Annotated in this window: 8 protein-coding genes and 1 pseudogene; 2 read left to right on the top strand and 7 right to left on the bottom strand. The window is 43.5% G+C overall.

Annotated features, from left to right (window positions below; all coding sequences use genetic code 11):
* A partial coding sequence (locus SWH54_05550) for a (Fe-S)-binding protein (protein MDY6790716.1) occupies positions 1–1717 on the bottom strand: 1717 nt, incomplete at its 3' end.
* 191 nt (positions 1718–1908) lie between these two features.
* Here SWH54_05550 and SWH54_05545 point away from each other — a divergent pair.
* Positions 1909–3609 (top strand): long-chain fatty acid--CoA ligase, encoded by a 1701-nt coding sequence (locus SWH54_05545; GenBank protein MDY6790715.1) that lies wholly within the window; start codon positions 1909–1911, stop codon positions 3607–3609.
* Positions 3610–3697: 88 nt separating this feature from the next.
* Here SWH54_05545 and SWH54_05540 read toward each other — a convergent pair whose 3' ends face one another.
* The 6 genes and pseudogenes from SWH54_05540 to SWH54_05515 all read right to left on the bottom strand — a co-directional run bounded on the left by SWH54_05540 (position 3698) and on the right by SWH54_05515 (position 9713).
* Complete coding sequence (locus tag SWH54_05540; protein ID MDY6790714.1) at positions 3698–5512, bottom strand: acyl-CoA dehydrogenase; 1815 nt, start codon at positions 5510–5512, stop codon at positions 3698–3700.
* 81 nt (positions 5513–5593) lie between these two features.
* Positions 5594–6019: a TetR/AcrR family transcriptional regulator C-terminal domain-containing protein gene (locus SWH54_05535; GenBank protein MDY6790713.1), complete on the bottom strand. Its 426-nt coding sequence runs from the start codon at positions 6017–6019 to the stop codon at positions 5594–5596.
* 9 nt (positions 6020–6028) lie between these two features.
* Positions 6029–6151, bottom strand: a pseudogene (locus SWH54_05530) (helix-turn-helix domain-containing protein).
* A gap of 664 nt (positions 6152–6815) precedes the next feature.
* On the bottom strand, positions 6816–7745 hold the full coding sequence (locus tag SWH54_05525) for a nucleoside recognition domain-containing protein (GenBank protein MDY6790712.1): 930 nt from the start codon (positions 7743–7745) through the stop codon (positions 6816–6818).
* Positions 7746–7748: 3 nt separating this feature from the next.
* The gene (locus tag SWH54_05520; protein MDY6790711.1) at positions 7749–9044 is read right to left on the bottom strand and encodes a glycosyltransferase family 4 protein; all 1296 of its coding nucleotides are present in this window, start codon (positions 9042–9044) and stop codon (positions 7749–7751) included.
* A 183-nt stretch (positions 9045–9227) separates the two neighbouring features.
* A complete protein-coding gene (locus SWH54_05515; GenBank protein MDY6790710.1) occupies positions 9228–9713 on the bottom strand; it encodes a PilZ domain-containing protein in 486 nt (161 codons plus the stop codon).
* A gap of 690 nt (positions 9714–10403) precedes the next feature.
* Here SWH54_05515 and SWH54_05510 point away from each other — a divergent pair.
* Positions 10404–10718 carry a hypothetical protein gene (locus SWH54_05510; GenBank protein MDY6790709.1) on the top strand — a complete coding sequence of 105 codons (315 nt, stop codon included), beginning with the start codon at positions 10404–10406 and terminating at the stop codon, positions 10716–10718.
* Positions 10719–10772 lie beyond the last annotated feature (54 nt).

Below are 10772 nucleotides of genomic sequence, written 5' to 3'. Positions count from 1 at the left end.
TGCCCGGGTCATCCACATTCTTTAATCGAATCTTCCCTGATTTTATATTTCTTAACATCAGCTGGCTGATATGTTCTACCGGAGGCAGGTCCTGATAGTCCTTTTTTAATGCATTAAATGCGTGGGGATCCGCAGTCACAATACCGGTTATCCCTGATTCGAGAATGGCATCCGTATTTTTATCTTTTAAATCCTGGAAAAGCATTTCTTCGCCGAATCTTTTAACCTCATGGCCGCTGTCTTTTTCGGCTTTCCCCAGTATGCCGAAATCGATACCGGAACAGGCAAGCACCCTGGCTGTGGCCCTGGCGATATCCTGCATTCTGTCATCATAGGATGTGATGCTGTCCACAAAATAGAGCGTCTCTGCCGATTCTTTTTTACCCAGGATTTTTACTTTGCAGTCTTCATCAAAGCCGTCCGCCTTGGTCCAGTCCGCACGTTTTTTCTCCATTTTTCCCCAGGGATTCCCCCTTTTTTCAATGGCTCTCAGCGGTTTCTGGAGAGACTGGGGAACATCGCCTTCATCCACCATGCCCCTTCTCAAATCAACGATCTTGTCTATATACTCAATTCCCAACGGACATTCCTGCTCGCAGGCACCGCAGGTTGTACATGACCATATTTCATCCTGTTCATATATATCGCCGATGAGCGGCTTGTCGGTGGCAACATTTCCGGAAAAAATGGGATAGTGCTCAAATGCGTAGTCCCGGCCTTTTATGGAGATAAACCTGGGAGACAGGGGACGTTTGACGGCATTCGCCGGACACTGGTCGGAACATCTTCCGCAATCAGCACATGAATAAAAATCAAGTATATGTTTCCAGGTAAAATCCTCAAACTTCTTCACCCCAAAGGATTCAAGATCGTCTAGATGATCCTCATCCACCCCATACCTCACCGGCTTAACGGTACCTGTGTCCAATCTCATGAAAAATACGTTAAAAACAGAGGTAATGACATGAAAATGCTTTCCTAAGGGGAGAAAACACAGAAAAAAGAAAAAGGTGATATCATGCACAAAATAAGAAGCCAGATGGGCATTCTGCAGGGTCGCCTGGGACGTACCCGATAAAATTTTGCTGAAAAACCAGGCGATGGTTAAAGGGGGCAAAAACTCTGCGTGAGTACCGCTCTGCATCTGTGCGGCAACCAAGCTTCCTTCAAAAAGGCTTTCGGAAATCATGAGCAAAGAAATAAGCCCGAGAACAAAGACGGCTTCTGCGGTGTGATCATGACCGTACTTTTCAGGTACGGCATATCTTTCAGGCTTAAAAATACCCCTTCGTATGGCTGCAATGATACATGCAATCAGGACCCATGTGGCGGCATAGTCTTTAACAAAATTATATACATGCCCGAGAGCGCTATCGAAACCCGGTATTACAAAGCCGTCCCAGAAGCCAAGGATCACCAGAGAGGTGGACCGGATACTTAAAATTAAAAATCCGGCAAAAATAAGTATGTGCAGAACACCGGCCAGCATATATCTTGGCTGGCGATATTGAAAAAGCCATATTTTAATCAGCTTTATAATCCGGTAGGAAATACGACTAAAGCGATCGTCGGGTGCCGCCTTAATCATAGGGGCCATTCGCCGCAACATAATGTAAATAAAGATACCAATACCGGCCAGAGGAATAATCACGGAAAAAATCACTGAAGGCATACCTAAAATCAGCGCTTTGGCTGGAGAGATCAACGCAGTTTCCATTTTTAACTTTCCTTTTTTCTTATTATATGTTACTTGAAATAAAAAAATGAATGAGTGTTCATTCATTTTTTAACAGACAGATTTTCTCCCTGTCAAGGAAAAAATTTGTTTGTGACTTACTGTTGCAAATTTATTAAAAAATTGTCATAACATGAATAAAATTGTTTAACAACTTGAAAAAGGAGGTTCTTATGACAGAAGAAATCAGATACCAGGATAAACCCTGGCTGGCCAGTTATGAAAAGGGGGTGCCGGAGCATGTTGATTATGAAGAAACATTTCTTCCGGAGTTTCTGGAAAGGTCAGCCGATCAGTTTCCCAATAGGATGGCACTTCTTTTTCAGGGATATAAGGTGACTTACCGTGAGTTGAAAAACATGGTCGATTGCTTTGCCACGGTGCTTACTGATTTTGGAATTAAACAGGGCGACAGCGTGGCAATTCTCCTGCCTAACGTCATTCCCTGTGTGGTTGCCTATTACGCCATAATGAAGATCGGGGGTATTACTGTGATGAACAACCCCCTGTATTCCGACCGGGAACTTGAACATCAATTTAATAATTCAAATTCCAAATTGCTCATCACTTTGGATCTGCTCGGCAACCGCATGATCGATTTAAGACCAAAGACATCGATCAAGCAGATCATTTATACTTCAATAGGGGATTATCTCCCCTTCCCTAAAAACCTGTTGTTTCCACTGGTTGCTAAAAAGAAAAAACTCGCTGCGGATGTAAAATCTGCGGAAAATCTTTATAAGTGGAAAGAGGTTCTGGCAGGGGCATCCCCCAATCCTCCCAAAGTCGATCTTTCCTTCGAAGATGTGGCCATGTATCAATATACCGGTGGTACCACCGGCGTCTCCAAAGGGGTCATGCTGACCCATGCCAATTTAAGCAAACAGGTCCAGCAAATTCGTTCATGGTTTCCCACCTTTGGTCCCGGTGGAGAAATCATGCTGGGTGCACTCCCCTTTTTCCATTCGTTCGGACTGTCAACCGCCATGAATTTTGCCATATATATGGGATGGGGTGATGTGCTGGTTCCAAAACCCCAGCCGGAACCCCTCTTGGAAGCCATCGGTAAGTTTAAACCCACCTTTGCCCCCCTGGTGCCCACCATGTACATCGGTATGCTCAATCACCCTAAAATCAAAGATACCGATATGACATCGATTAAGGGTTGCTTTTCCGGAAGTGCTCCCCTTCCGGTGGAGGTGATTCGGGATTTTGAACAAAAGACCGGATCCGTTATTGTAGAAGGGTTTGGGCTCACTGAGTCGACACCGGTGGTTCACATCAATCCTTTTGCCGGCGGCAAGAGGAAAGTCGGCAGCATCGGACTTCCCATTTCTGATACCGATTGTCGAATTGTAAGCCTGGATGACGGCAAAACTGATATGCCGGTGGGAGAAATCGGCGAAATCATAGTCAAAGGTCCCCAGGTAATGAAAGGCTACTGGGGAATGCCGGAAGAAACGAATGCAACCCTGAAAGACGGCTGGCTATATACCGGAGATATCGCCAAGATGGATGAAGAAGGCTACTTTTATATTGTTGACCGCAAAAAAGACATGATCCTGTCAGGCGGATTCAATGTCTATCCTCGCGATATAGAAGAGGTATTTTTTGAGCATCCGAAGGTTATGGAAGCCACGGCCATAGGTGTTCCTCACCCGTCACGCGGTGAGCAGGCCAAAGTGTTTGTGGTGCTCAATGAAGGAGAAACGGCAACCGAGGAAGAGTTGCTGGAATACTGTAAGGGCAAGCTAGCCACCTTTAAGCTGCCGACCATGATTGAATTTAGAGATGAGTTGCCCAAAACCAATGTGGGCAAGGTTCTTAAAAAAGACCTGAAAGCAGAAGAACTGGCAAAACTGGAAAAGGTATAAGGATAAAGGTGGAAGACTGAAGGACGAAGGTTGAAAGAGAATGTTAACATTCGTTTCACCTTCCACCTCCTACCTTCCACCTTTCACTCTATCCGCCAAAGGAAGCTTCGGACATCTCGACCGCCGCGCCATTTGTATCCAGAATGGCCGCCATTTTTCCATGAGTGATCGGTAAAATGGAGTGGGTAAAAAATTCAATATTTTTAAGCTGTCCTTCATAAAAGGCGATATCTTTTTTCTTGGCACCTTCTTCAAGCTTTGTGGCTGCTACAGTGGCACGCCACAACAACAACCAGGCAAAAACCACATCGCCGGTGGCTTCCATGAATGGATGGGCGAAAGCAAAGGCATTTAAAACCTTGGGTGACATGGCTGCCTGTCCCATATGCAACGCCACTTCACCCAGTTTGTTTAAGGCTTCTTCAAATTTGACGGCAAAATCTTTTACCGCTTCAACCGACTTGGCCTGGGCAATCGTCTTTTGCATTTCTCCCAAAAGATCCATAATCGGTTTTCCATTATTCAGCCCCAGCTTCCTGCCCAAAAGGTCCATGGCCTGAATGCCGTTGGTTCCCTCGTAAATCATGGCAATTCTACAATCTCTAAGAAGCTGCTCAACGGGATAATCCTTAATATATCCGTATCCTCCATAAACCTGCATGCCGTAACTGCAGACTTCAAAAGCTTTGTCGGTCACATACCCTTTGGCGACAGGAATCAGGACATCAATGATTCCCTTGTACTTTTCCTTTTCCTCATCGCTGTCTGAAATGGAAATCCGGTCCTCACACATCCCGATGTAATAAATAAGGCTCCGCATGGCTTCCACGTAAACTTTCATAGTCAGAAGCTGCCGTCTGACATCGGGATGCTGTATAATCTGTACAGATGGCGCGTTTTTATCCATCATTTGAAGCAAGTTTTTTCCCTGAACCCGTTCCTTGGCATAATTCACCGCACACATATAGGAAGTGCTGGCACAGCAAAATCCCTGCAATCCTACCAGGAGGCGGGCTTCGTTCATCATGATAAACATGGCTCGCATCCCCTTGTTTTCTTCACTCAGAAGAGTTCCTCTGCACTTTCCTTTTCCTCCGAGAGACAGGGAGCAAGTTGAATTCCCATGAATTCCCATTTTTTCTTCAATGCCCGTACAGACAACGTCGTTGGGCTCACCCAGGCTTCCGTCATCGTTAACCCATATCTTGGGAACAAGAAAAAGGGATATACCTTTGGTTCCTTCCGGCGCTCCTTCAATTCTGGCCAGAACAGGGTGAATGATGTTTTCCGCCAGGTCGTGTTCGCCGGAGGAAATAAAAATCTTATTTCCGGTGATGGAATAGGTTCCATCATCATTTTTAACCGCCGAGGTGGTCAGCGCGCCCACGTCTGATCCTGCTTCAGGTTCCGTAAGCAGCATGGTTCCGGTCCATTCCCCCGTATACATCTTTTTTAAAAAAAGCTCTTTTTGCTTATCGGTCCCGAATGTCTCGACAAGCTTTCCTGCGCCATGGGTCAGCCCGGGATACATCATAAAAGCAAGGTTAGCACCGACCAGATAATCATTGGCCCCCATGGCAACCGATCTGGGCATCCCCTGCCCCCCCCAGTCCGGGTCTTCGGTCATGGCCAGCCACTCGCCCTCTTTAAAAAGCTCATACGCCCGGTGAAAAGATTCCGGAATGGTTACCTTCCCCTTATCAAATTGAAGACCCTCCTTGTCACCGATTTCCCGTGTGGGAAGGATCTCTTTAATCGCCAGGTTACGCGCTTCCGTAACAATCAGATCCACCGTCTTTTTGTTAAATTCGGCAAACTTTTCATGCTTGCTGAGCTGCTCCACCTGTAAAACCTCATGAAGTATAAAATCGACATCCCTTCTATCCGCAATTTGCTGTGCCATGGTCTATTCTCCTTGTTTAATGTTTATTGATCGCCTATGGCAATATTGATGGCGTGTAAAAAAGCAAAACCCATTTTAAATTTATTCATTGCTGCCGATTCCCCTGATGAAAAGTTCAACCAGCGGATCAGCCATGGAAACCAGGTCGTATTTACCGTCTGAATGTAACCATGTATTGATGACTTCATCAACAGAGCCTATGATAAAACGCTTAACCAGACTCAAATAAAGGTCTTTTCTAATACTTCCTTGCTGCTGCCCCTGTTCAACAATTTCAGAAATAATATCAAGATACATCTTGGACATTTCTTTGATTTGATCTTCCGCCAGGCGGTGGCTCTGGTGTGTTTCGGCCTGATATAATACTGCCATATCCCTGTTGCGCTGAAACACCTTAAGATGATGGCGAATAAGATTTAAAAGTTTATCTTTGGTGGTTTTACCTTTTTCAACCTCTTTTCTGAATCGCTCAAATACCTGCTTGGTCTTGTAAGTGAAAAACTGCACCAGAATGTCATCTTTATTTTTAAAATAAAGATAGATGGTACCGTCAGCAACTCCTGCTTCTTTGGCGATTTGAGAAATGGTTGACTGATAAAAACCTTGCTTGGCAAATACTTTTACAGCAGCCTCAAGAATACGTTTGTATTTATCATTTTTATTATAAGTGCTGATGATCGTCTCTCCCTGTAAATAGCAGCGTCAAATTTAATTTTATGAATGAATGTTCATTCAATTTATCAGAGTGTCAAATCGGATGTCAAGAAGAAATAAAAATATTTCATGCACAACGTCAAAATATTTTAATTTGTATTATTTTGGATATTTATAGATATAAAGCTAAATATGACATGCAGGTTATCCCTTTTGGCGGCGCCTTTTGTCTGAGTGAGCATGTATTCATTTAATGATGCCTCGGGATATATTTTGGATGTTTGCATCGGAGTTTTTTATAGTAATTCTCAAAAATTTTCATGCCCGACTTGGCACAACGAAATATGAAACCTAAAGTTCGTCCGGGCAATCGCCTTTTCGCCCGTTACAAGACATAACAATCTTATCTAGAAATGAAGGTACGGCAGCTATCTCGCTTCAATTAGATTTGAGCCAGCCCCAGGGGACAGAATCCCACGGCAGCGTTGATCGTCTCTGCCTGTATGGGTTTAACTGAGAAGATAGGGGGCGTTTAAGATGTCTATCTCATTTGTTAAGTCTTGTAACGGGCGAATAGGCGATTGCCCGGATGAACCAAGCTAAGATTGAAAAACGACTGTTTGTTTCTATGGAAAAAATCATTCTGGGCCTAGCGGCTTTTTATCCGGTGCCACCAAGCATAGAGATGCACGGCAAGTATGGCTGCCATAAGCCTGGGAACCCATAGCCAGAATGCATTGAGTCCGAGTGCTAAAAAAAGGGTCGGATCTTCAACCATGGCATGGTTAATTCCAATTGAGATATGAAGTTTTTCAAGCTCTTCCCGGTTAAAATGTCCTTCTTTGGCTTCTTCCACTATGACTGCCGCACCATATGCAATCCCGAACACAGCTGCAGTAATCCACAAAATGCCGACTTTTTGATTCAGCCCTATTGCCGTTAGAACAGGACGGATCACCCGGGCAATATGATGAATGAGGCTATAGCTTTTCATTATTCCAAGAAGAATCATCAGGGCCATGATAACCACAAACATCTTAAGGCAAAGATAAAAAGAGGCCACAAACCAGTTTTTCAGCATGGCCATAAATGGTTGGGTGACCGCCATGGATATGCCTTGCGACATGACTGCCGGTGTGTCCGGCTTGAGAAACCGGCCAACAATGATCACTGTAATGACCGCAGCAATGAGACGGAAAAGGGTGGCCTTTAACGGATGAATACCGGATTTGGCCTGCACAATTCCCTCCTGGACCAGGTTGTGGGCGATCAGGAGAAAAACGGCAACAAGTGTCATTTGATCGCCGGTCAAGGGAAGCACGACCATGGACGCAATACCTCCATAAATTCCGGTAAGTATGCCAACCAAAATCGGAAGAGCAGCCATTGATGGAAGATTTAAAAGGGTCATCAACGGCTGTAACATAAAATCGATGCTATCCATCCAGCCGCTGTAGCTTAAAAGTGAAGTGAAAAAGGAGATGGGAATAATAATCTGCAACATCCAGACAAATCCACTCCACCCCTTGGTGATGCCGGCTGTTACTCCTGTTTTGAGCCTGTGTGGATTGGAACCCATTTATTAGCAATTTTCGCCGGGATGGCAGGCAATGCAGTCAAAGATCAAGGCTTTCAGCTTCTTCCGCAGGACTTTGTAGGAAAAATAGCGGGTGGCAATTTGGTAGTTTTTTTCAACCATTCTTTCGCAAAGTTCAGGATTTTGCAGAACCCGTCTGGTTTGCTCAACGGCCTTTTCCGTGACGTATCCGTCAAGTTCAACCACTGAAAATCCTTTCGGCTTGATATCCATTGAATAAATCGAATACGTATTTACCACGATGGGCTTACGAAAGTAAATCGCTTCTAAAAAGGCATTGCCGAAGCCTTCGTAGTTGGACGGGTAAGTGACGAGGTCGGCATGGGGGTAAATGTCTTCCAGGGTATATATTTTTCTTCCGTCTTTGGTTTTTCCCCTGCGCTCATTAATAATCTCGGAAACAAAAACAGTATTCACCCCCAGCATGTTTGAGTATTCCTTCACCCTGTTTTGATAGTCATACCCCTCATCACCTGACGCATGTGAAATAACCAGTTTTGCTTTCATCCCCAGTCTGTGGACAAGCTCGATGGCATGCTCAATCCCCTTCCGCTTTACCACACGGGTGGGTTGTAAAATCAAAAGTTCATCATCTTCAACACCCAGAGCCTGGCGAACATCCGAAGCATATTTATCAACCGGAGGAGGTGAATTTTCAAAGTCCATCACATTGGGAATGATGGTGGATGAAATACCGGTTCTCAGACCCAGTTGATGATCCCCGGAAGAGTTTATCACCACATGGCTGATTGACGGAAGATGGGGCGGAAATGCCATGTTAAGATATTCCCAGACCCCGTTGGTCAGAAAGTGCTGCCGTTCCCAGAAAAAATCATGATGGTGTGCAATGGTCGGAATTCCGGTTTCGGAAATGACCTGTGTAAGGGCAATCCCTAATGGAAGATTCAACGGAATGGTTAAGGCATTTTGCGGAATGAGGAGCTCAATATCGAATTTTTTGATAAATTTATACAGGTGATCCTTTAAAATCGTCTTTAATTGGTAAATCTTATCTGTGGTTTTTCTGTCGCGCTTGTTTACTCCAAAACATTTTCGATGAATATCTTTTATATCCGGGTGTTTAAAATGGGCTTGCTCCACCAGGTATGAACATTTCTCCGGCCTGTCCAGTTCTCCTGCAAAATAAAAACAGCAAAACCCTTCGTTTTCAAAAACATCCGTCCATTTTTCGGTTTCCAGCGAAACCCCGTCCGTGCCTGCCAGCCGTGTGGAAACAAATCCGACATGATGTGTTTTTCCGCAGTAGGTACAGGTATGCATATCCCGCTCCTTTGAATAAATAATTTGTACTACTCACCCTGATATACTATATCGGAAAACCTGTGGAAATCTTGAGCAAATTTTATTGTCTGGCAACTGCATTGGGAAAAATGAAATCATCTAAAAAGAGATGTTTGGCCCCAAGAACACAATATCTTAAAAATAGCTTTACCCTGGCTTGTGCTAGTTAAACATATAAAACCCGATGGCCTTATCGCTTGGGTCAGAAGAATCTACCGAACCAAACTCAACACCCAAGTAAAGGTCGGATATTTTTTTTATTACAACCTTTTTTTTGATGAATGACCTTTGCTGATCATTAAGCCGAAATTCCACGGTAAGGATATCGCCTATTTTGAAGTCTTTCTCAGCATTGAGTTTGATCTTGACGCCTGCGCGGGACAGATTTTTTACGGTCATTGCCCCCTTGTCTTCTCTGTAATCGGGAAGAACATGCGTATATGTACCCGGGAAATTAACATCTTTCCTGAAATATTTTCTTCTTTCCAGAACAACCTTATAGGAATGTCCACATGGGCATTTGACCTTTATCCTGACCACCTGGTGGATATCCTTATACTTGGAAACATCCACTCTCTTTGCTATTTTACATTGCGGGCATTCAAATACCGCCATATGGTTTTCTGCGACAAACACTTTTTCGGCCATCTGATATACCCTTGAAATTGTTTCTACATACTATTTTTAAAACGATTTCAAAATTATTCCTAAAAGGCATTCAAGTCAAGAAAAAAGACATATCTCATAAAATCAACACGATAAGCGAAAACATTCCCCTGAATTTCCATAAAACCTGATTTTAGGACTGAGAAATATCGAATCCGAGAAACAATGTGATGAATTTCACACCGATTGTGTGATCTGTTTCATAGCAAAAAGGGTAAGTATATGGTAAGGATATATTAAACAGTTATCGGCAAAACAGGTTCCTTTGGTAAATCGAATTTTTTGTTTAATAATCATGATAAAAATCATCCTGAGTCATTTTTCGAACAATTCCATTTATTGCTACACTGCCAACATCAGTCACCTCTACATTCTTATGAATTTATACGGTATTCTCGGAAACAGCCTGTCTTCTTTCGCCATGGATTCTCATTCATACTCATTTCAGTCGGTTTAATTGCTTATAACAGAGAGCGTTTATCATTACCTGCTTATTCTGGCTTTAAATATATTCAGTTTTGATCTTGGCCTGAAGTTTAGCACCATATTCATAAATTTATACCAAACTGGTGTGCCTCGATTCCATTATTGAAAAATGCCGGAGGCTATTTTGTCCGGGTAATTTTTTCTTTTGATGATATGGCCTCAATTACAAACGGAAAAGGAGACATCATGCATAAAAGAATTCTTGGATGTATCACCGCAATAGTTTTGGCTTTGTTTCATTTCTATGCTCCGGCTCATGCTGCGGAGTTTACTGCAGACTGGATCAACACCAAGCAGGGTGTTACCAATCAGGGAAAAGCCTATGTCAAAAATAACATGATCTGCATTGAAGTTCTAAAAGGTCCCGAACTGGGAATCATCGTTGCTGATCTGGAAAAACGCTTTTCCATCGTTATGTTCCCCAATGAAAAGATCTATATAGTGCCTGAACGAAAAGTCATGGTTTTACGAGCCAGCCGGTTGGTTATGTTCGTTCATTAAATTACTACCGTTCAAAATGATGGCAGCCAGTAGTAAATCAAATCTTGGCTACCT

The sequence above is a fragment of the Thermodesulfobacteriota bacterium genome (genome assembly GCA_034189135.1).
Classification (GTDB): Bacteria; Desulfobacterota; Desulfobacteria; order Desulfobacterales; family JAUWMJ01; genus JAUWMJ01.
This window is presented reverse-complemented; position numbering and strand designations above follow the sequence as displayed.